This is a genomic window from Cellulosimicrobium sp. Marseille-Q4280, assembly GCF_943181405.1.
GTDB lineage: Bacteria > Actinomycetota > Actinomycetes > Actinomycetales > Cellulomonadaceae > Cellulosimicrobium.
This window is the reverse complement of sequence record NZ_CALPBY010000003.1, coordinates 56,640-75,450: the sequence shown is the minus strand read 5'-3', so window position 1 is coordinate 75,450 and position 18,811 is coordinate 56,640. Positions and strand designations below refer to the sequence as shown.

Annotated in this window: 22 protein-coding genes; 14 read left to right on the top strand and 8 right to left on the bottom strand. The window is 73.8% G+C overall.

The window, feature by feature from the left end:
* Positions 1-51: 51 nt before the first annotated feature.
* The 5 genes from NFS20_RS08470 to NFS20_RS08450 are packed head-to-tail and all read left to right on the top strand — an operon-like array spanning position 52 to position 4,339.
* Positions 52-1,455 carry a hypothetical protein gene (locus tag NFS20_RS08470; protein ID WP_251151341.1) on the top strand — a complete coding sequence of 468 codons (1,404 nt, stop codon included), beginning with the start codon at positions 52-54 and terminating at the stop codon, positions 1,453-1,455.
* A gap of 55 nt (positions 1,456-1,510) precedes the next feature.
* The gene (locus tag NFS20_RS08465) at positions 1,511-2,569 is read left to right on the top strand and encodes a nucleoside triphosphate pyrophosphohydrolase family protein (RefSeq protein WP_251151340.1); all 1,059 of its coding nucleotides are present in this window, start codon (positions 1,511-1,513) and stop codon (positions 2,567-2,569) included.
* Complete coding sequence (locus tag NFS20_RS08460) at positions 2,566-2,754, top strand: hypothetical protein (RefSeq protein WP_251151339.1); 189 nt, start codon at positions 2,566-2,568, stop codon at positions 2,752-2,754. The genes NFS20_RS08465 and NFS20_RS08460 overlap by 4 nt, the downstream gene beginning before the upstream one ends.
* Complete coding sequence (locus tag NFS20_RS08455) at positions 2,751-3,296, top strand: hypothetical protein (RefSeq protein WP_251151338.1); 546 nt, start codon at positions 2,751-2,753, stop codon at positions 3,294-3,296. Before NFS20_RS08460 ends, NFS20_RS08455 begins: the two co-directional genes overlap by 4 nt.
* Positions 3,293-4,339 carry an ATP-grasp domain-containing protein gene (locus NFS20_RS08450; protein ID WP_251151337.1) on the top strand — a complete coding sequence of 349 codons (1,047 nt, stop codon included), beginning with the start codon at positions 3,293-3,295 and terminating at the stop codon, positions 4,337-4,339. The genes NFS20_RS08455 and NFS20_RS08450 overlap by 4 nt, the downstream gene beginning before the upstream one ends.
* Here the strand turns inward: NFS20_RS08450 and NFS20_RS08445 are convergent.
* Complete coding sequence (locus NFS20_RS08445; protein WP_251151336.1) at positions 4,336-4,905, bottom strand: hypothetical protein; 570 nt, start codon at positions 4,903-4,905, stop codon at positions 4,336-4,338. The genes NFS20_RS08450 and NFS20_RS08445 overlap by 4 nt on opposite strands.
* Positions 4,906-4,955: 50 nt before the next feature.
* Between NFS20_RS08445 and NFS20_RS08440 the strand changes: the two genes are divergently transcribed.
* From NFS20_RS08440 to NFS20_RS08430, 3 genes are read left to right on the top strand one after another with little or no spacing between them, the layout of a single operon-like run.
* Complete coding sequence (locus NFS20_RS08440; protein ID WP_251151335.1) at positions 4,956-5,573, top strand: hypothetical protein; 618 nt, start codon at positions 4,956-4,958, stop codon at positions 5,571-5,573.
* Positions 5,558-6,193 (top strand): hypothetical protein, encoded by a 636-nt coding sequence (locus NFS20_RS08435; protein ID WP_251151334.1) that lies wholly within the window; start codon positions 5,558-5,560, stop codon positions 6,191-6,193. Before NFS20_RS08440 ends, NFS20_RS08435 begins: the two co-directional genes overlap by 16 nt.
* Positions 6,194-6,214: 21 nt before the next feature.
* Positions 6,215-6,634, top strand: a complete 420-nt coding sequence (locus NFS20_RS08430) for a hypothetical protein (RefSeq protein WP_251151333.1) — start codon at positions 6,215-6,217, stop codon at positions 6,632-6,634.
* A 63-nt stretch (positions 6,635-6,697) separates the two neighbouring features.
* On the opposite strand, the gene NFS20_RS08425 is transcribed toward NFS20_RS08430, so the two are convergent.
* From NFS20_RS08425 to NFS20_RS08415, 3 genes are read right to left on the bottom strand one after another with little or no spacing between them, the layout of a single operon-like run.
* On the bottom strand, positions 6,698-7,297 hold the full coding sequence (locus NFS20_RS08425; RefSeq protein WP_251151332.1) for a hypothetical protein: 600 nt from the start codon (positions 7,295-7,297) through the stop codon (positions 6,698-6,700).
* A gap of 24 nt (positions 7,298-7,321) precedes the next feature.
* A complete protein-coding gene (locus NFS20_RS08420; RefSeq protein ID WP_251151331.1) occupies positions 7,322-8,074 on the bottom strand; it encodes a class E sortase in 753 nt (250 codons plus the stop codon).
* Positions 8,074-8,607: a hypothetical protein gene (locus NFS20_RS08415; protein WP_251151330.1), complete on the bottom strand. Its 534-nt coding sequence runs from the start codon at positions 8,605-8,607 to the stop codon at positions 8,074-8,076. The genes NFS20_RS08420 and NFS20_RS08415 overlap by 1 nt, the downstream gene beginning before the upstream one ends.
* A 263-nt stretch (positions 8,608-8,870) precedes the next feature.
* Between NFS20_RS08415 and NFS20_RS08410 the strand changes: the two genes are divergently transcribed.
* From NFS20_RS08410 to NFS20_RS08395, 4 genes are all read left to right on the top strand, one after another.
* Positions 8,871-13,634, top strand: a complete 4,764-nt coding sequence (locus NFS20_RS08410; RefSeq protein WP_251151329.1) for a helicase-like domain-containing protein — start codon at positions 8,871-8,873, stop codon at positions 13,632-13,634.
* A gap of 65 nt (positions 13,635-13,699) precedes the next feature.
* Complete coding sequence (locus NFS20_RS08405) at positions 13,700-13,996, top strand: hypothetical protein (protein ID WP_251151328.1); 297 nt, start codon at positions 13,700-13,702, stop codon at positions 13,994-13,996.
* Positions 13,993-14,187, top strand: a complete 195-nt coding sequence (locus NFS20_RS08400) for a hypothetical protein (protein WP_251151327.1) — start codon at positions 13,993-13,995, stop codon at positions 14,185-14,187. Before NFS20_RS08405 ends, NFS20_RS08400 begins: the two co-directional genes overlap by 4 nt.
* Positions 14,188-14,219: 32 nt before the next feature.
* Positions 14,220-14,822: a hypothetical protein gene (locus NFS20_RS08395; RefSeq protein ID WP_251151326.1), complete on the top strand. Its 603-nt coding sequence runs from the start codon at positions 14,220-14,222 to the stop codon at positions 14,820-14,822.
* 3 nt (positions 14,823-14,825) lie between these two features.
* Here the strand turns inward: NFS20_RS08395 and NFS20_RS08390 are convergent, their stop codons facing one another.
* A complete protein-coding gene (locus NFS20_RS08390; protein WP_251151325.1) occupies positions 14,826-15,047 on the bottom strand; it encodes a hypothetical protein in 222 nt (73 codons plus the stop codon).
* A 60-nt stretch (positions 15,048-15,107) separates the two neighbouring features.
* Here NFS20_RS08390 and NFS20_RS08385 point away from each other — a divergent pair, with 60 nt between their 5' ends.
* Positions 15,108-15,857 (top strand): hypothetical protein, encoded by a 750-nt coding sequence (locus NFS20_RS08385; protein WP_251151324.1) that lies wholly within the window; start codon positions 15,108-15,110, stop codon positions 15,855-15,857.
* A 126-nt stretch (positions 15,858-15,983) separates the two neighbouring features.
* Here the strand turns inward: NFS20_RS08385 and NFS20_RS08380 are convergent, their stop codons facing one another.
* On the bottom strand, positions 15,984-16,568 hold the full coding sequence (locus tag NFS20_RS08380; RefSeq protein WP_251151323.1) for a recombinase family protein: 585 nt from the start codon (positions 16,566-16,568) through the stop codon (positions 15,984-15,986).
* Between the two features lie 225 nt (positions 16,569-16,793).
* Between NFS20_RS08380 and NFS20_RS08375 the strand changes: the two genes are divergently transcribed.
* On the top strand, positions 16,794-17,414 hold the full coding sequence (locus tag NFS20_RS08375; protein ID WP_251151322.1) for a PASTA domain-containing protein: 621 nt from the start codon (positions 16,794-16,796) through the stop codon (positions 17,412-17,414).
* A 16-nt stretch (positions 17,415-17,430) separates the two neighbouring features.
* Here the strand turns inward: NFS20_RS08375 and NFS20_RS08370 are convergent, their stop codons facing one another.
* A complete protein-coding gene (locus NFS20_RS08370; RefSeq protein WP_251151321.1) occupies positions 17,431-17,949 on the bottom strand; it encodes a hypothetical protein in 519 nt (172 codons plus the stop codon).
* Positions 17,950-17,970: 21 nt separating this feature from the next.
* Complete coding sequence (locus NFS20_RS08365) at positions 17,971-18,519, bottom strand: hypothetical protein (RefSeq protein ID WP_251151320.1); 549 nt, start codon at positions 18,517-18,519, stop codon at positions 17,971-17,973.
* Between the last annotated feature and the right edge of the window lie 292 nt (positions 18,520-18,811).

Here is an 18,811-nt window from a genome sequence, read left to right as displayed (position 1 = left end):
GCCGATCTGTGTCCGCAGGGCGCGCAGGGCACTGCCGCACATCGGTGTGGCATGGACGCGAACCTGCACCCCGTCGTGCGCTGCCTGGTGAAGCCGCACCCTCGAGCCGAGCACTGGCGCCAGGTCGTCACCCCTGACGCGCCCGTCACCTCCCCGGGCGGTGGCCGGGTGCTCGCGATGGCCGACCTCGACGGCGAGCACGCCGGAGCTGACGACCGCGGCCGCGTCGAGACGTGGCGGTGGGAGATCTTCCAGCACGACCCGGCCTCGCACCGGTACACGGCCCGCCTCGCCTCGCTCATCAAGGGCCCGACCGCGTCCGGCAAGGCCTACTCGCGCTGGCGCACCCACGAGCGCATCAACCTGCGCGTCCTGGGCGACGGCCGCTGGCTCACCACCGCGCGCTACCACGGCGGGCACGTGAGCCGGTACGTCTATGACGTCGCCGGCGACGGCGAGTTCAGCTGCAGCATCCGCGCGCTCGGCCACATCGCGCCCGCACCCGTCGCGTTCGCCGACGCCTACCCGGTGCTCGCGACTGCCGGCGTCCGCCGACACTCGTACGGGACCGGCCCCATGCCGCAGGGCATGCTCAACGCCTTCGCGTTCACCGACGACCTGCCCACCATCACTCGGCGGCTGTTCGGCGTCCGCACCTACCGCAAGGACCTCGCCCGCGCCGTCGCCGCCCTGCTCGACCCCGCCCACCCCGACCTGGCCCGCCTGCAGACCGCCTGGCACCTGCACCCGTTCGTGCCGGTCGACTGGACCGTCGCGCACCTGACCGGGCGCGGCCCGACCATCGGGCGGGCCGCCGACCTGGGCGCCCGCGGCCTGCGCGCCCACCTGGCCCAGCTCGACCAGCGATCCCTGCGCCGCCTGGCCCTGACCGGCCGCGAGGACGTCCCCTGGACCAGCCTCGCCGACATCGCCGGGTGGGCGCCGCTGCCGGGCTTGGCCCGCGTGGACTCGTGGGCCGACCTGCACGACCGGCTCATGCTGCAGGTCCGCGCCGAGCAGCAGCACCGGCTCGCGATGCGCAACACCGAGTGGGCGGCCGCCGCCAAGACCGACTACGCCATCACCGACGACACGCTGCACCGAGCCTTGGAGGGCACCACCCCCGGCGGGCTGACCATCGAGCTCGCACGCAACGGCTCCACCCTGGTCGCCTGGTCCGCCCAGATGCGGCACTGCATCGAGAACTACCAGATCGCGATGTGGCGCCAGCGGTCCCTGCTCGGCGCCGTGCGCGACACCGGCGGTCGCCTGCTCGGCAACTTCGAGGTCGAGGCCCGCGGTCCGCGCGGCACCAGCCAGGAGCTGCGCCAGCTGCTCGGCAAGCACAACGCGCGCCTGGACGACTCGATCCGGCTCGACGTCGAGGCGCACCTGCGCGCCGCCGGCGTGCACGTCCCCGACGACTACGCCGGGTCCCCGCGCGGGCGTTTCTGAGCGCGCCGCACATCCACCAGGTGTACCCCTTCCCACGTACGGAGACGCACACCCCATGACCAGCACCGCCATCGCCCCGACCGGCGTGAGCCCGCACCCCTCCCGCGAGCTCACCCGCTACGACGGCGAGTCCGACCTGATGCGCTCCGTGCGCTCGTTCCACGTCGCCGTCGGCCACCCCGTCGCCGGCGGGCCCGCGGGCCTGGGCCCGGACGTCATCGCGCCCGAGCGCCTCGAGCTGCGCCTGAACCTCATGGCCGAGGAGTTCTGCGAGGTCATCGGCTCGATCATGGGCCCGGTCGCCGAGGCCGCGATGCGCGCCGCGTGGGCCACCACGATGGCCGCCTGGGACGGCACCTTCACGCCGGACATCGCGAAGGTCGCCAAGGAGCTGTCCGACCTCGCCTACGTGCTGGCCGGCACCGCGCTGGAGACCGCGATCCCGCTCGACGCGGGCGTCGCGGAGGTGCACGCCTCCAACATGACCAAGCTCGACGCCAACGGCAACGCCCTCAAGCGCGCCGACGGCAAGGCCCTCAAGTCCGAGCTCTACGTCGAGGCCGACATGACCGCGGTGCTCGCCTCCCACGTCGCGCCCGGCCCGTACGCGCCCGAGGCGATCCGCGCGTTCTGGGCCACCATGCCCGGGCGCGCCATCGACGAGCGCGACGGCATCCGCGTGCTCGCCGCCGACCTGCGCCTGGCCGCCGACCGCCACGACATCCGCTTCGCCTACGAGGTCGCCGATGCCGACCCGGCCCGCCGGGGCGAGCAGATGTCGATGGCCGCCCGGATGCTGCACCTGCCGAGCTCGCCCGACCGCGACGACGTCGACAACCCCTGGACCCAGGTCGCCCACCTCGAGCCCGGCCCCGACGCCCTCGCGCGGCTGCGTGACCTGACCGCCGACGCCGTCTACGCCAACGACGGGCTCGCCGCCGAGATCCGCCGCGAGAACTCCCCGCACGTCATCGCGCGCGCCTGGCGCGCCGCCACCATCGCCGCCGAGCACCCCGACGAGGACCCCATCGTCCTGGCCGCGCGCGTGCTCGGCGCCCACATCATCGACGCCCCCGCCGCGGCGGACGTCAACCCCGAGGAGACCGCAGCATGAGCAACCTGACCGTCCTGCGCCCCTGCGGCTCCGCCCACCCCGAGGAGCCCGGGCTGGCCTGCACCCTGCCCGCCGGCCACCGGGCCGTGGCCGACCCGTCCGGCGAGCCGATCACGTTCGACCACGCCAACCCGGCCCGCCAGACCGTCTGGGTCGAGTACGAGGTGACGGCGGCCGCCGCGTGAGCGCCGGGGCCGACCTCGTCGCCAAGACGCTGACCGAGCGCTGGCGCACCCTGTGCACCGAGCGCGGGCACCACGCCCTGGCGTACTTCGCGCGCGAGCACGGCATCACCCTCGACGGCCGCCAGCTGCACGTCGTGTGGTCCACCGCCGCGCGCGAGGCGCGCCGCACCGGCGTCGACACGTTCGCCGCGCTGCTGGTCGCGACCGGCATCGAGCGCGACACCCCGACGTACCTGTACGCCGGGGTCACGTGCGGCGCGGTCAGCGACGACGACCCCGCGGTGCACTGCGCGCTGGCGGCCGGGCACGGTCCCGTCCCCGACCCCGAGGGCGAGGACCGCACCTTCGAGCACGTCGCGCCCGGCTCCGGCGCCTGGTGGAACGAGCCCACCGCCATCATCGAGACCGTCGCGATCACCATCGCCCTGCCCAAGACGTCCTCTCCCACCGACCTGCAGGTCGCGATCGACCACGTCCTGGCCCAGGCCGCACGCGCCGGCTCCGACGTCGGCGCCACCGTCACCCGCGCGAGGTCGTGGTGAGCGCCCGGCGCCCGCACGTGCAGATGAAGGCGCTGCGGCCCGACCGGCCGCTCGACCTGACGAACCCGGTGCTCGCGCGCCTGGCCGCGACATGGACGCAGCACGTCGGCCCGGCCGACCCCGGCCCCGGCGGCGACTTCGAGGACTGGGTCGAGTCCGCGTTCCGGGTGCAGGCCGCGCTCGACGTGCTCGGCCCCGCCGTCACGATCGACGACGACAACCCCAGTGCCCGCGCGGCGATGGCGCGCATGCGCGGCCAGGACCCCGAGCCGAGCGACGACGTCCTCGAGCTCGGCGTCGTGTTCGGCCGCCACGCCCTGCCGGCCGACGAGTCCGACGCGATCGCCTCGGGCTACCTGACGCTGGAGACGTTCGCGCGCCGCGCTGGCCGGCGCATCGTTCCGGCCGACGCGCTGTCGCACGACGAGCACGACGCCGACGCCGTCATGGCGCGCCTGGCCGCCGAGCGGCCCGGCACCGAGGAGTTCTTCGTCAAGGCCCGCGCCACCAAGGTCCTCGTGGTGCGCGCCCGCGCCGGCCAGACGCTCATGGACGCCGTCCGCGAGCAGCTCGGCGAGGGCGCCGAGTGGGCCATCATCGGCATGGAGGGCGCCCACCGCCCGCTCATGGTGCAGGACTACGTGCCGATGCGGTTCGAGTACCGCGTGTTCGTCGCCGGGCACGAGCCCGTCACCGGCGCCGCGTGCATCGAGGCGCACACCCCGCTCGACCGGCTCGCCGACCCGGGGGACCCGCTGGCCGCGTTCGACCCGGTGCTGCGCGAGCACCGCACCGAGGGTGCCCCGGTCGGCCAGAACCGCGCCGTGCGCGAAACTCTGGTCGCGTACGCCCGCGACGTGGCCGCCGAGCTCGCCGACGAGGCGCCGGCCATGCGCGACTACGTGCTTGACGTCGCCCTCGGGCCCGACGACCGGCCGCTGGTCGTCGAGCTGAACGGGCGCACCAACGCCGGGTTCTACTCCAGCGACCCGCACACCCTCGTCGCAGCGCTCGCCCGCGCCGAAGGCCCGGCTGACGACTAGGCCGCCAGGATCGCCTGCACCTCGGAGAACATGAGCATCATCGCGCCCGGGTCGGTCGGGTCGTCCGGGTTGCCAGCACCCGCGCTGGCACGCAGTGCCTCCGCGACCGCGAGCACCGCGTCCCACCGCTCGGGCAGCCGGGCGTCGACCCGCGCGACGGACGCGCTGAGCATCGGCATGAGGACCGCCGGGTCCGGGGTGTCGAAGCGGCCGGTGCCGCGCCTCCACACCTCCATGTCGCCGGTGAAGCCCCAGGAGATGTAGTGCCCGTGGGCCTTGTCCTCGGCACGGGAGCCCGCCACGCAGAAGTCCAGGGCGTCCTCGTCGCGCCCGGGGAAGTGGTCGCGTGCGTCGCCGTCCAGGTGGACGCCTCCGGCTAGCACATCACCGCCAGACTGCAGCGACTCCCACAGCTTCTCGGGCGAGGACAGCCGAACCGACGTGAAGGGGATCTCGAGGTCGACCGCGAACACCGCGTGCGCCGCCTCGTGAACGGACGTGTGATCCAGCCAGCCGTGCTCGCCGCACACGAACGCGTTGAGAAGGGCGGTCGACATCGTCGGCATCCGCCGATTCTGCCGCACCGCCCGGCCCCCGTGCCGCACATACCCAGAGCATGACCACCACCGACCTGACGCCCCAGATCGTCATGGACTTCGCCCGCATCATGGGGCCGCGCGCCGTGTTCGCCCTCGGGGACAGCCTCGAGGGCGACCGGCTGACCGCCTGGGTGCGAGCGATGGAGCAGATGGAGCAGGCCGTACCCGAGGAGTACGAGCGCACCATCCGCATGGTCTCGGGCCTGTCGTTCGACCCCGACTACGGGATCGCCCAGGCGCGCGCCTACGCCGATCAGCCCGCCTCGCTGCGCCAGGCGTATGCCTCGCACCCACGGATCGTCGTCGCCGCGTTCGTCCTGGCCGGTGCCGCGCTGGTCGCGGCCGCCCTGACGATGGTCGCCGGGCCGCTCATGATCGCCGTGGCCGTCCCGCTCGCTGTCGCCGCCTACCTCACCGCGGCACTGCCGGTCGCGCTGATCATGCACCGCCGCCAGCGCAGCGTCGACAACGCGATGCTCGCGCTCGGCGCCGCGCTGCTGGTGTTCGCCGCGCCCGAGCAGGTCGCCCTGGCCCCGAACCGCCGCGAGCTCCTGGACGGGCTGTGGGGACCGATGGAGTCCGCCCTGCTCGAAGTGCGCCTCGACCCGAGCCTCGCCCGATGGGAGCACCCGTGACCGCGCCGATCACCTCCGAGCAGGCCACCGAGACGATCTGGCGCCTGGCGCCCCCGACCGGGGTGCGCATCGAGCGGGTCGCCCAGCAGATCCTCGACCTCGACGAGGACGCAGCCGAGGCCGCCTACCGTGCCGCGGTCGACGTCGACCCCGCCGCCGCGCACCGCATCGCCGACCAGCTGGAGGCCGAGCAGCAGCACGGAGGACGACTGCACGAGCTGGTGCACTTCGCTCACCCGTCCGAGCACGACATGGGCGAGCTGCGCGAGGCGTTCCCCGGCACGATGCGCACCGCGAGCGCCATGACGATCGCCGGCCTGGTGCTGCTGCCGCTCAACTGGATCGGCGCCCTGGTACTCAGCAGCTTCGCCGCGCTGATGTTCGGGGTGTCCGCCGCTGCTGCGCTCATCGCGTGCGGGTTCTGTCTCATGACGTTCTCGATCGGCGGCGTGCGCCGCGAGCGTCAGGCGGCCGCCTCGGCCTACATGATCTCCCTGGAGATGGCGCTGCTCGCGGTCGCCACGCACGAGCGGATCGGCACCGGCGGCTACACCCGCGAGCACTTCGACACGCTCATGGGTCCGTGGTCGCGCGGCGTGCACCCGATCCACATCGGCTGAGCCGGCGAAGGGGAGAACGACATGGCACACCAGCACCGCACCTGCCGGCGGGTCGCGTCCCTGGCTGCCGCGGCGGCCCTCGCGCTGGCGCTTGCCGCGTGCGCGACCGACTCCGCGCGCGAGTGTGAGCGGACGTTCACCGAGCTGACCATGTCGGTCGACGGCGTCGCGGACGCGCAGTTCGAGTGCCGGCGCAGCTTCGGCGACCCCTCGCAGAGGGGGACCGTCACGCTCGACCAGATGCCCCGGTACGACGCCGTCGCGGTCATGGAGGACGTGCTGCGCACGTACGCGGCATCGCCCGACCTGCGTGACGCGACCGTGCCGGTGCTGAGCTTCGCGACGCAGGACGGCACGATCACCATCGGCCCGGTGATGCTCGGCTTCAACGGGGCGCCGGCGATCGGCGAGATCCGCGAGCACTACGGTATCGAGCCGTAGTCGCCCCGAACGCCGTCGAGCCCCGCCCGGAGATCACCCGGGCGGGGCTCGATTCGTGTCCGGTCAGTCGTCCTCGCCGTCGGGTTCCATCCGGTCCGCGCAGTCGCCGCACCGGCCGTCGTACCCCTCGCCGTTGCCAAGGTCCGCGCCGCACTGCGAGCACCGCTCCTCCTCGTCGTGCTCGGCGACGTCGACCTGGACGCCGTCGTCGGCGTAAATCACCCCGGCCGCCGTACCGAACTGGTCGCCCAGGTCCACGCGCCACCGCCCGCGGATCTTCTGCGGGCGCCGCCAGACCCGGAACTCGTCGACGCCGTCGACCAGGTCCACCTCAGCCCGGAACGGGTCCACGGCCTCCAGGTCGGCCCGCGTCAGCTTCTCGCCGTCGAGCAGGTCGCCGACGTCGAACCGCGGGCGCAGCCCGACCTCGCGCAGCAGGTCGACACGCTCGGCGAACGGCGCACCTGTCGCCTCGGCGTACTGGTCGATCGCCTCGCGCGGGTTCATGCCGCGAGCGCCGGGGGACAGCACCCCGCGGCAGATCAGCGACTCGATGCCGGGCCCGGCCAGGTCGACGGCGGACTCCGAGCGCGCCGAGACGGCGAACTGGCCGCCGGTCGTCACGCCCGCGGGCACACGTGCGGTGTTCATCGTGCTGCTCATGGCCGGTAGATGTGCGGTGGGGCCTCAGACCAGGCCGACCAGCTCGGCCGGCACGCCCTCGGACGTCGGCGCCCAGTAGTCGAGCTCGCCGTGCACGATGTACCGCTCGCGCGCGGAGTACATCGGGTGGCACGTCGTCAGGGTGATGGACCGGGCCGTGGGCTGCACGCCGGGCTCGTTCGGGGCCGGCGCGATCACCTCCACCTGCCACGGCATCACGACCTGGGACGAGGTGACCCGGTAGACGTACCAGGTGTCGTGCGTCCAGACCACGATCGGGTCGCCCTCGACGAGCTCGGCGGCGCGGTGGAACGGCTTGCCGTACGTGGTGCGGTGCGCCGCGAGTGCGAAGTTGCCGACCTCGCCGGGCATCGCGGTCTCCTCGTAGTGCCCGATGCCCAGGGTGTCGAGCACGTTCTTGCGGTCGCTGCCCTGGGTGATGGTGCGCGTGGGCTCCCCGTCCCACTTGGGCACCCGCATGGACGCGAACGTCGTCAGGTACTGCGGGTCCTCGATCACCGGCGGCGCGTCCCGGCGCGGGGTGACCACGTCCGGGCCGTCGGCCGCGGGCTGGGTCAGTGCGGCGAGGGGTTCGTCCCAGCCCTGCTCGGCGACGATCTGCGCCTGGGCGCTGTCCGCGGCGACGTCGGTCCACCACAGCTGCCAGACCAGGAACGCGGCCACGAGGACGCCGAACGTGATCAGCAGCTCACCGGCCACGCCGGTGATGACCGCGAGCGGCCCGGGCCGGCGCCGGCGCGCGTACGTGGAGCCCATCAGGCGGCGGCCGCCAGCGGCGCGGTCTGCGCCGGCAGGACCCCGCCGCGCAGGAACGCCACCAGGACGCCGCGGTCGTACGGGGCCTCGACGCCGGCGAAGTCGTGGGCGCCGGTGATCGAGCAGAACAGGGTGCCGGCCGCGTCGAGCTCCGCGGCGCGGGCGGTGCCGGCGGACTCGTCGTGCCAGTCGAGCACCAGGCCGCCGTCGTCGGACGGGGCCAGCGCCACGCCGGCCGCTTCGAGGTCGCCCAGCAACGCCTCGGCCTCGGCGAGCCATCGCGGCTGCACGGCCTTGGAGCTCTCGCCCCACCAGCCGTCGGTCAGCGCGGCGCACAGGTCGAGCTTGAACCGCTGCGGGGTCGGGCCCGGGCGCAGGCTCGCGGTGGCCACGGCGCGGTCGCCGTGGCGCACGTACTCGCGCACGCGGGTGAGGCCGTCGACGTCGTCGCTGACCGTGATGCCGAAGTGCTCGCCGTGCTCGTCGGTCCAGGTGACCGGGCGGCGCGAGCGAAGGGTGGGCGTGGTGCTCATGGCGGGTAGATGTGCGGCCCGGTGCCATCACGCGTCGCGGCGGCGGCCGGGGCGGTGGGCGTGTACTCCGATCAGGGGAGGACAAATCAGGCGGCCCTCACGCGCGTGCCCGCGCTGCCGTAGCGTGACGAGCACGGCTTGAGGGTCGGCCAGCCGGGGGGCTGGGAATGGGGACAGGGCCCGGTGCGCGCACGTCGCGCGCCGGGCCCGCGCCATGTGCGCCGGCGACGGCGAACCGTGCAGGTGCCGCACATCTGAAAGCCATGACCTCCGCACTGGCAGCCACCGCCCTTCACGCCCTTCGCACGCTCGTGACCCTGCAGGGCCCCGCGACCGCTGACCAGCGCGCTGCGATGGCGGCCTGGCCGGGCTGGGGCGTGCTCGCCCCGGCGTTCGCGCCCAAGCCCGAGGGGCAGTGGATCGAGGTCGCCGACACGCTCGAGGAGCTGCTGGCCGACAAGCCGCACTGGCTGGCCGACGGCGCCAACGCCACCGACACCAGCTTCTACACCCCGGACTGGCTCGTGCAGGGCATGGTCGACGCGCTCACCGGTGCCGGGTTCGACGGCGGCAAGATCCTGGAGCCCGGCTGCGGCTCGGGCCGGTTCATGGCCGCGCTGCCCGGCGCCGACTGGACCGGCGTGGAGGCCGACCCGGTCTCGGCCGCGATGGCCCAGGCCATCCACCCCGGCGCCCGGATCCTGGGCGACCGGCTCGAGAACGTCACGCTTCGCGAGGGGTCCTTCGATGCCGCGATCGGCAACGTGCCGTTCTCCCAGCACGCCCCGTTCGACCCCGAGGTGTCCGCCCCGAGCCTGCACGCCTACTTCATCCTGCGCTCGCTCATGGCGGTGCGCCCCGGAGGCTACGTCGTCGTGGCAACCTCGCGGTACCTGCTCGACGACGCCCGCCAGACCGACGCGATCCTCGAGCTCGGCGAGCTGCGCTCCGCCGTGCGCCTGGCGTCCGGCACGTTCGAGGGCACCGCGGCCGTCGCCGACATCCTCGTGCTGCGCCGCCGCGGCGGGCAGTTCGTGGCAGGCGCCTGGGACGAGATCGCCAACCGCGCCGGTGGCCCGACCGTGCGCACCAGCGGCTACTACGGCTCCAGCGTGCAGATGCCGAACCGGCTCATCGTGCGCAACGAGTCCGGCGAGAGCGGCTACGGCACGCCCGCCGTCGAGGTGAACCGGTACTGGGAGGTCAACCCGACCCACGTCGCCGGTCGTATGGTCGCCACCGGGTACGACCGCGCGCCGATGCGCGTGCGCTCCGAGGACGCCCGCCGCGACGGCCTGGCCGCCCTGGCCGCAGCGACCGCCGACCTGCCGGCGCTGCCCAAGGCCGAGCCCGTCGACCCGTTCGCTGACCTGGTGCTCGCCGACGCCGAGGGCCGCAAGGAGGGCTCCTACCACCTGGTGGACGGCGACGTGTTCCAGGTGGTCGACGGCTCCCTGGTGCCCAAGGACCGCCCGGCCGCCGAGCTGCGCGTCCTGATCGGCCTGCGCGACCTGGTCGTCGACCTGCTCGCCGCCGACGCGCTGCACGTGAACAACCGCGACGCCGACCCCGCGGCCGACCTGCGTGCGCAGGCCCTCGCGGCCTACACCGCCTACGTCAAGAAGTTCGGCCCGCTCAACCGCGGCACCCTGCACGAGGGCGCCGAGGACCCCGAGACCGGGGAGCCGAAGTTCTCCTGGCGCCGTCCGGTCATGGGCGGGTTCCGTCGCGACCCCGACTACATGACGGTGATGGCGTGCGAGGTCTACGACCCCGACGCCCAGACCGCCGAGCCCGCCCCGGTGCTGCTGCGCCCGGTCAACCGCGCCCCCAAGCCGGTCGAGCGCGTGGACACCGCGGCCGAGGCCGTGGCGGTCTCGATGGGCGAGTGCGGCCGCGTCGACCTGGACCGCGTCGTGTCCCTGCTGGACCTGGCGTTCGACGTCGACCCGATGGACGCCCTGGGCGACCTGGTCTACGCCGACCCCGAGCGCGGCGGCACGGTCGTGCCCGCCCGCGACTACCTGTCCGGCAACGTCCGCGAGAAGCTGGCCGCCGCGCGCGCCGCCGCAGCCACCAACCCGGCCTACGAGCGCAACGTCGCCGCGCTGGCCGCCGTCGTGCCGGCCGACCTCGGCCCGACCAGCATCCGCGCCACCCTCGGCTCGCCGTGGATCCCCGCGCGGTACGTCGCCGACTTCGCCTCCGACGTGCTCGGCTCCCACCCGTCCCTGACGCACTCCGCGGCGATGGGCCTGTGGGAGATCGACAGCGCCTGGTACGGCAAGCCCGAGGCGTCCCTGGCCTGGGGCACCAAGCGCAAGAACCCGTTCCAGATCCTCGAGGCCCTGCTGAACGGCCGGTCGCTGACCGTCATGGACGAGGTCTGGGACCCGGGCTCGCGCACCAGCCGCAAGGTCCGCAACCCCGACGAGACGCTGGCCGCCGAGGAGAAGGCGAACGCGATGCAGGACCGGTTCGGCACCTGGGTCTGGGAGGACAAGCAGCGCGCCCAGACGCTGGCCGCCGAGTTCAACCGCCGGTTCCGATCCCACGTGCCGCGCGTGGCCGACGGCTCCGGCATGACCTTCCCCGGCATGTCGTCCGACGTGACCCTGTGGGACTGGCAGAAGGACGCCGTCGACCGCATCACCTCCGCCCCGCGCACCGCGATCGGTCACCCGGTCGGCTCGGGCAAGACGCTCTCGATGATCGCCTCGGCTATGACGCTGCGCCGGCTCGGCCTGGCCAACAAGCCGATGCTCGCCGTGCCCGGCCACCTGCTGGAGCAGATCGCCCGCGAGGCGATGCAGGCCTACCCGGCCGGCAAGTTCCTGGTCGCGTCCAAGGAGGACCTGGCCGGCGACGCCCGCCGCCTGTTCGCCGCGCGCTGCGCCACCGGCGACTGGGACATCGTCATCGTCACCCACGAGTCCCTGGCCGCGATGCCCGTCAGCCCCGAGGCCGAGTCCGACTGGCTCGCCGAGGAGAAGTACAACCTGGCCGACGCGATCCGCAGCGACGAGACCCGCTCCTCGCGCGGGCGCACCGCCAAGGCCATCGCGTCGGCGGTCAAGAAGCTCGACTCGCGCCTGTCCGAGCTGCGCCACGCCGTGGCCGACGAGCGCACCGTGATGTTCGAGCACCTGGGCGTGGACTGGCTGGGCGTGGACGAGGTCCACTACTTCAAGCGCCTGCCGATCGCCGCCCGCGCCGAGGGCTTCTCGTTCGGCTCGTCCAAGCGCGCCACCGACCTGCTGCTCAAGGTCCGCGTGCTCGGCCAGCGCAACCCGGGCCGCCCGCACTTCGCCGGCTTCACCGGCACCCTGTGGTCGAACTCCCTGGCCGAGACGTTCGTGTGGCAGAAGTTCTTCCAGCCCGAGGCGCTGTCGGCCGCCGGCATCGACACCTTCGACGCGTGGGCCGCGATGTTCGTCCGCTACGTCACCGCGGTCGAGGTCGCCCCGGACGGCTCCGGCTTCCGGCTCAACCGCCGCCCGGTCGAGATCACGAACGTGCGCGCCCTGATGGGCATGTTCCGTCAGGTCGCCGACCTGATGACCTCCGAGTCGCTGCCCCTGGAGCGCCCCGAGACGACCTGGCACACCGAGGTCGCCGAGATGACCGACGAGCAGGCCGCGTTCGTCGCCGACCTGGCCGCGCGCGCCGACGCGCTGCGCAACGGCAAGGTCGCGGCCACCGAGGACAACATGCTCTCGATCTGCAACGACGGCCGCCGCGTCGCGCTCGACCCGCACCTGGTGGGCATCGACGGCGAGGCGGGCAAGCTGGAGCTGGTGGCCGAGCGCATGAGCGAGATCTACTCCCGCGACGCCCAGCGCGCCTACCCCGGCTCCGAGCGTCCCGGCTCGCTGCAGCTGGCGCTCTGCGACCAGGGCACCCCCGGCTCCAAGGGCACCCAGACCTACGGCCGGCTCAAGGCCGCGCTGATGGCGCGCGGCGTGCCGGCGGGCCAGATCCGGTTCGTGCACGAGGCCACCACGGACAAGGCACGGGCGGCGCTGTTCGCGGCGTGCCGCGACGGCTCGGTCTCGATCCTGCTCGGCTCGACCGGCAAGGTCGGCGTCGGCACCAACATCCAGACCCGGCTCGCCGCGCTGCACCACGTGGACGTGCCCTGGCGTCCGTCCGACATCGAGCAGCGCGAGGGCCGCGGTCGGCGCCCTGGCAACCAGGCGAAGGTGCTCGACATCTACCGGTACGTGACCGAGGGCTCCTTCGACGCGTACATGTGGCAGACCAACGAGACCAAGGCCCGGTTCATCCACGCCCTGATGACCGCGGACCTGGAGGCCGACACCATCTCCGACATCGGCGCCTCGGTGCTGTCGTTCGGCGAGGTCAAGGCGCTGGCGTCGGGCAACCCGCTGCTGCTGGAGCACGCCGAGGCCGTCTCGGACGTGCGCCGCCTGCGGACCCTGCACGCCGTGCACGTCCAGCACGTGTCCGACCTGACGTCCCAGGCCGACATGCTGCGCATGCGCGCCCACCAGGACACCAAGGTCGCCGAGCTGCTGCAGGTCGCCGACCAGCGCGTCGCCGATGCCAAGGACCGCCAGTATCTCGACGCCAAGGGCGAGGACGCGCGCCTGGCCTCGACGCTGCTGGCCCGGCACAAGAGCTACGAGACCCCGGTGGTCACGTGGCGCGGGCTGCGGGTGGGCCCGGTGCGCGACCAGTCGTTCACCGCCCTGGTGCGCGAGGTCCGCGTCGAGCTGGACTACCGCGAGGTCGGCAAGGTGCAGGTGACCGCCAAGGCGCTGCGACGTGACCCGGCCGGCGCGGTGGGCTCCGCGCTCGAGGCGTGGGTGAGCCGGATCGACGAGCGCCGCGAGCGTCTGCTGGACGGCGCCGCGAGCGACCGCCGCCAGGAGGCGTCGCTGCGGGAGGCCGCGGCGGCCGCGGTGTTCGACCGGGCCGATGACCTCGCCGCCGCCGAGGCGCGGCTGCGCACGGTGGAGCGGGAGATGTCGTCCGAGGCCGAGGACCACCAGCTGGCGGCGTGACCTGCCACCCACACCCGCGCGCTGGGCAGTGCGCGGGTGTGGGTGGCGGGCGGCACGATCGCGCCGTGAGCACGAACTACACCGCGACCGTCACGGTCGCCGACGGCCGCACCGACCCCGACGACGTCCTGGACGCCCTCGTGGGCTTCTCGCCGGTCTGGGCCCAGCGCGGCCCTGGCCGCGTCGACGTCACGCTGTCGCTCGATGCGGCGAGCCTGCCCGAGGCGACCTCGCGTGTCGTCGAGCTCGTCGAGCTCGTCGAGCTCGTCGAGGCGGCGACGCGGTCGGGCGTGGCGCGCGTCGAGATCGCCACGTCCGAGGAGTTCGACCGCGAGAACGGCGCCGAGCCGGCCCCGGTGTGAGCCCGCAGGAGGTGCGCCGCCGCGTCGCCGCTCGCGAGGAGGAGAGGCTGACCGACGCCGTCGCGTGGGCGTGCTACGAAGCCATGCGCGAGGCCCCGGAGGACCAGCGCCCGCAGATCCTGCACGCCTTCGCCGAGTTCTCCCGCGGCGCCCAAGGGCTGCTCGAGGCGATCAGCGCGCCGGACGCGTAGCGCCGCGAGCCGCGCCCGCACATCTACGAGCCATGAGCACCACCACGCGCACGCGACCGCCCGCCGCCCGTGTCCCGGCCGGGGTGCGCACCGGCGGGCAGTTCGCCGAGCAGGCGCGCGGGGAGGCCGACGTCGAGCTCGGCGAGATGCCCGAGCTCGCGGGCACCGAGCCGGACGAGTTCGGGTTCCCGACGGTGCTGTGCGGTCGGTGCGAGGGGTCGGGCAAGTCGCAGTACAACCGCGACGCCGGGCACTCGCGGTGCTTCGCGTGCAACGGCATCGGCCGGCGCCACCCGCGCGGGCCGGTCGCGGACGCGGTCGCCGCCTACTCCAAGGCGCGCACGGCCGCGGCCCGCCCGAAGGCGTGGCAGGTGCGCGCCGGCGACTCCGTCTCGCCGCTGTACGAGGGGTACGGCAAGGCGAACTGGGGCGTGGTCGCCAAGCTGCTGGTGGCGCGCAACCGCCCGACGCGGTTCGAGGGGGCCGGCGAGTCGCGCCGTCCCGTGGCCTGGCCGGCGCTGCTCGTGCTCGAGGACGGGCGCCGGCTGCAGGTCAGCACGGACACGGTGCTGGCGCGGCGGGCGTCCGAGGTGGACCCGGCGCCGTTCGTCGCGATGGCCCTCGCGACCGACTGAGCCTCAGGGCCGCGGGTGGCGGCGCAGGGTGCGCGCGGTCCAGGCGTCGTCGACGGCCTTGAGCACGGCGAGCCCGCAGACGACGACGGCCACGATCGGCCAGCCGTGCCCGACGGTGTCGTTCGCCCACCAGATCAGGGCGGCGATCAGCGCGACCCACGAGACCACGGCGACGGGCTTGATGCGAAGGCGGGGCGGCGTGGCCGGCGTGGTGTCGATGCTCATGCACTACCGATGTGCGGACGGGGCCGATCTCGGAGCCGGGCGTCCGCACATCTACCGGCCGTGACCTCTCCGCTTGCTGCAGCTGCCGCCCGCGTCCACGTGCTCGACTACCACCCGACGCACCTGAACTACTCGCTGTCCCGGGAGGCGGCCTTCGACCCGGCGCACCCGGTCGAGCCCGGTGGCGACACGGCGCCGGCGGTCGGCGTGCACCAGGTGCTCTCGATCCGACCGGGCGGCGGGGTGCTGCTGTGGCACGAGGTGCCGCTGTCGGCGTGGACCGGAACCCGGGCCGAGTTCGCGGCGCAGCCCGAGCAGGTGCGCCGCCAGGCGCTGTCCGCCGGGCCGTGCGCGCGCGGCGGACGCTGGGGCACGCACCTGGGCGCGACGATGGCGGTGGTGACCTCCGACGGGCGCACCGTGCTGCGCTCGCGCCGCGGGAAGTACGCCGAGGCGGACCGGTACGACTCCCTGGTCGCCGGCACGATGCTCGTCGAGCACCTGACGGTCACGACCGACCAGTACCTGTGGGCGCTGGCCGCCCAGGCAGGGATCGACCGCGAGCACGTGGAGGTGTTCGCCCCGACGCACCTGGCGATGCGCACGGCCGACTTCGGGCTGTGGATCGGCGGCTGGGTCCGGGTGGACCTGACGGCGCAGCAGGTGGCGGCGGCCGCGCCGTTCGAGACGGTGACGTTCGAGCTCGGGCAGGACCCGGACGTGCCGATGACCGACTGGGGCGCGTTCGACCTCGCCGCGGCGCGCGAGCACGCGGCCGATGTGTGCGCGCTGCCGGTGCCCACCGCGTAGTTCAGGTGTGCGTACGGACCGCCCAGCCGCCTGGGTCCGTGCGCCTTCGCAGGCGGCTGCTCTGGGCGCCCGGCTTCGGTCGGGCACCCAGAGTGCGTTCGGGGCCGACTCTCCCGGCCGGCGCGGTCAGTCGCTCTCGGGGCGGGCAGGCAGGTGGCGGTACAAGGTGGTGCGGGGGATGCCGGTGGCCGCGGCGACCTCCGCGAGCGTCAGGCCCTCGCTGTCGCGCAGGTGGGCGGCGTAGCGGATCTGCTCGTCGGTGACCGACCGCGGCCGGCCGACCTGCTTGCCGGCCGCCTCGGCGACGGCGCGGGCGTGGTTGACGCGCTCGAGCATGTAGGTGCGCTCCATCTGGGCGAACAGCGCGAGCATCACGACGGCGAGCTGAGCCATCGGGTCGTCGGGGTCGGTGGTGTCGATGCGGATGGGGTCGGCGAGGTTGCGCAGGCCGATGCCACGCTCGCCGAGGTCGTGCAGCATGTTGAGGGTGTCGCGCACGGTGCGCCCGAGCCGGTCGAGGGTGTGCACGACGATGACGTCGCCGGTGCGGGCGTAGGCGAGCAGCTGCTGCAGGCCTTCACGGTTGGTGGTCGCTCCGGACTTGCGGTCGACGTAGGTGTGCGCGGGGTCGACCCCGGCGCCGGCGAGCGCGTCGAGCTGGCGGGTCAGGTCCTGCTTGGTAGTCGAGATGCGCGCGTAGCCGAGGAGCATAGCCGGAACGTACCGGAAGTCGCCCACAGGGCTCGTTTCGGGACACCGGGTTGTGGAACGACTTGTGGGACGCTCGGAGCGCGGCGTGTCGGATCCGGGGCGGGTCGGGGCGCTCGGCGTCCCACAACCAAGGAACCGGACACGGTGCGCTCGGCGCGGACTTCACCCGGTCGACGACGGCGACGGGGTCGAGCTGCCCGGCCGGGCTGGGGGAGGATCGTCGCCATGCGCCGCCACACCGCCCAGGTCCTCGCCCTGCTCGCCGCCACGACGCTCGTCGGGTCCTGCTCCGGCGCCGCCGAGCAGGTCACGGTTCCAGCGCTCGACGGCAGGACGGTCCAGGACGCGCGATGGATCGCGATCGACGCGGACCTTCGCGTCGCCGACGTCGACTCCTCCATCGACGAGGGGAGCTGCATCGTCGAGTCGCAGACACCGGTGGCGGGCACCGACGTGGACACGGGCAGCACCGTGACCGTCAGCTTCTTCTGTCCGGAGGCTGCGCCCGAGGTTGTGGCGCCCGACGAGGCCGCCGACGAGGGGGCCGCCGACGCGCTCGAGGCCGAGCCCGACGCCGAGCTCGCCGGCGCAGCTCAGGTCGAGGCGGCGTTCAGCGCCTCGTACGGCTGGCCGGACGACCCGCACTGGGCAGCGATCGAGTCGTTCTCCGACCGCGACTACCCGCGCATCACCGTCGCGACGTCGCTGGTGGACGAGATCGCCGACGCCGAGCAGGCGATGGGGATCTGCAACGCGGTGACCTCGGTGCTGAGCGAGGACTGGACCGGGACGTACGTGACCGCGGGGGAGGGCGGGCCGTTCCTCGCGGAGTGCGACCGTCCCTGACCCGCGCCCGCGCCGGTCAGATCGGGTCGCGGCGCATCCGGCGCCCGCGGGGGAAGCCGAACCCGCGGTCTGTCAGCCCCGGAAGCGAGCCGGCGTACGCGCGCCCGAGGTCCATGTTGACCGCGACGGTCTTGATGGTGACGTGCTCGGCGTCCGCCTGCGCGGCGAGTGCCGGCGCGACGAGGTGGCGCAGTGCGGCGCCGTGACCGTGCCCCGGCGCGGCGGCGACGTGGTCGAGCAGGAACCAGCACCGCGCGAAGCGCTGGACGCCGACGCAGGCGATGGGCTGGTCGTCTCCGGCAGGGCAGTACAGGGCGATGGTCTCGATGCCGGTGGCGAGCACGAGCCGCAGGCGCAGGATCTCGGCGGGCAGCAGGAGCGTGCCGGCGGCGAGGATCGCGAGCCGAGCGATCCGGTTGCGGCGGTAGGCGATGCCGTCGCGCAGCCAGCGCGCGAGCACCGGCGCGTCGGCGGGTGTGGCCAGGCGCACGAAGGGGATGGATGGAAGGGCGGGGGCAGGGGTCAGGATCTTCATGCCCTTCCTATGTGCGGCACGTCACAAGGTGGCCGGAACCCACGCCCCGTCGACGAGCCGGTGCGCCACGACCTCGGTGCGGTACGGGGCGGTGGCTGCGCGGGCGACGACCTCGGCGACCTGCTCGCGGGAGTCGAGCTCGACGACGGCGTGACCATCGCGCGAGAAGCCCCACCGCTGCGGCAGCGCCTCGCGGGCGGCGAGCACGAGCGCGCGGACGTCGGCGACCAGGGCGGCCTCAGTGGCGTGCAGGAGCCCGGCGCGCACGGCGTCGTCGAGGTGCTCGGCCGCCGAGGCGAGCCGGCCGTGGGTCAGGTCGGCGCGGGCGGAGCGCGTCAGGTTGGCCACGCGCGAGCGGCGGGCCAGCTCGATGGAGGTGGCGTCGCGTCGCGTGAGCCGGATGCCCAGCGCGCGCGAGGCGCAGGTGGTCCCGAGCCGGTACACGATGGCACCGTCAGCGTCGGCGAGCATCACGGTGCCGCGCAGCTCGGTGCGCCCGCAGGCGTCGCATTCGGTCTGCTCGTCGTTCATGCCGACGGCGCGGAGCCCGGTGGTGTCGATGGCGGCCATGCCGTGCGAATGTGCGGCACCGGGGCGGATCCGGCGCTGCTACGCTCGCCGTCCCTCTCTCCAGCCCCCGTTCGGGCGCGACGAGCGTAGCAGGGCCCGTCAAGCCAGCGTTGCCCCGGTTTGGGGTGTTTGTCTGGTTCGGATCTGCTGCGGAGTGCGAAGTCCGCAGCGCCCGTCGGGCCCTCCGCAGGCGTTTGCGCAGGTCAGAGGGCGAAAACGGGGCTGCGGAGCTGCGGAGCCGATTTTGCCCCGCCACCCCTATGGGGAACAGAGAAACACCCAGATGGGGGAG

Bases quoted from the DNA above. Each gene is read 5' to 3' on its own strand.
- NFS20_RS08425 (WP_251151332.1), bottom strand. From the start codon at position 7,297: ATGAGCAGCACGATGAACACCGCACGTGTGCCCGCGGGCGTGACGACC.
- NFS20_RS08370 (WP_251151321.1), bottom strand. From the start codon at position 17,949: ATGAAGATCCTGACCCCTGCCCCCGCCCTTCCATCCATCCCCTTCGTG.
- NFS20_RS08465 (WP_251151340.1), top strand. From the start codon at position 1,511: ATGACCAGCACCGCCATCGCCCCGACCGGCGTGAGCCCGCACCCCTCC.
- NFS20_RS08375 (WP_251151322.1), top strand. From the start codon at position 16,794: ATGCGCCGCCACACCGCCCAGGTCCTCGCCCTGCTCGCCGCCACGACG.
- NFS20_RS08395 (WP_251151326.1), top strand. From the start codon at position 14,220: ATGAGCACCACCACGCGCACGCGACCGCCCGCCGCCCGTGTCCCGGCC.
- NFS20_RS08420 (WP_251151331.1), bottom strand. From the start codon at position 8,074: ATGGGCTCCACGTACGCGCGCCGGCGCCGGCCCGGGCCGCTCGCGGTC.
- NFS20_RS08430 (WP_251151333.1), top strand. From the start codon at position 6,215: ATGGCACACCAGCACCGCACCTGCCGGCGGGTCGCGTCCCTGGCTGCC.
- NFS20_RS08410 (WP_251151329.1), top strand. From the start codon at position 8,871: ATGACCTCCGCACTGGCAGCCACCGCCCTTCACGCCCTTCGCACGCTC.
- NFS20_RS08460 (WP_251151339.1), top strand. From the start codon at position 2,566: ATGAGCAACCTGACCGTCCTGCGCCCCTGCGGCTCCGCCCACCCCGAG.
- NFS20_RS08380 (WP_251151323.1), bottom strand. From the start codon at position 16,568: ATGCTCCTCGGCTACGCGCGCATCTCGACTACCAAGCAGGACCTGACC.
- NFS20_RS08470 (WP_251151341.1), top strand. From the start codon at position 52: ATGGACGCGAACCTGCACCCCGTCGTGCGCTGCCTGGTGAAGCCGCAC.
- NFS20_RS08415 (WP_251151330.1), bottom strand. From the start codon at position 8,607: ATGAGCACCACGCCCACCCTTCGCTCGCGCCGCCCGGTCACCTGGACC.
- NFS20_RS08365 (WP_251151320.1), bottom strand. From the start codon at position 18,519: ATGGCCGCCATCGACACCACCGGGCTCCGCGCCGTCGGCATGAACGAC.
- NFS20_RS08435 (WP_251151334.1), top strand. From the start codon at position 5,558: ATGGGAGCACCCGTGACCGCGCCGATCACCTCCGAGCAGGCCACCGAG.
- NFS20_RS08390 (WP_251151325.1), bottom strand. From the start codon at position 15,047: ATGAGCATCGACACCACGCCGGCCACGCCGCCCCGCCTTCGCATCAAG.
- NFS20_RS08445 (WP_251151336.1), bottom strand. From the start codon at position 4,905: ATGCCGACGATGTCGACCGCCCTTCTCAACGCGTTCGTGTGCGGCGAG.
- NFS20_RS08440 (WP_251151335.1), top strand. From the start codon at position 4,956: ATGACCACCACCGACCTGACGCCCCAGATCGTCATGGACTTCGCCCGC.